Genomic DNA, 445 nt, shown 5'->3' on the forward strand with positions numbered 1-445 from the left:
ATAACTATCGCTACGAAGCGGGTGGCGCAGCGGTGCTCGGCAGCATTCAACCGCAACCTGTCGGTGCCGCGCCGGATGGGTCCCTGCCGCTGGACAAAGTGGCAGCAAAAATCAAAGCAGACGATATCCATTTTGCCCGCACCCGTCTGCTCAGGCTGGAAAACACACATAACGGCAAAGTACTGCCGCGTGAATATCTGAAAGAGGCCTGGGAATTCACCCGGGGGCGCAACCTTGCCCTGCACGTCGACGGCGCGCGTATTTTTAACGCCATCGTCGCCTATAGCTGTGAGCTTAAAGATGTAACACAATACTGCGACTCGTTCACCGTTTGTCTTTCCAAAGGACTGGAAACGCCGGTAGGCTGGCTGCTGGTCGGCAGCCACGAGTACATCGAGCGTGCCATTCGCTGGCGAAGAATGACCGGCGGCGGAATGCGCCAGGC

The 445-nt window shown here is 57.8% G+C and carries 1 protein-coding gene; it reads left to right on the forward strand.

Annotated elements, in window-relative coordinates; all coding sequences use genetic code 11:
- Positions 1-445, forward strand: a 445-nt coding sequence (locus tag ACU8YC_RS27715; RefSeq protein WP_446896357.1) for a beta-eliminating lyase-related protein, incomplete at both ends; no start/stop codon positions are given.

This window comes from Citrobacter sp. VF227 (genome assembly GCF_052950715.1).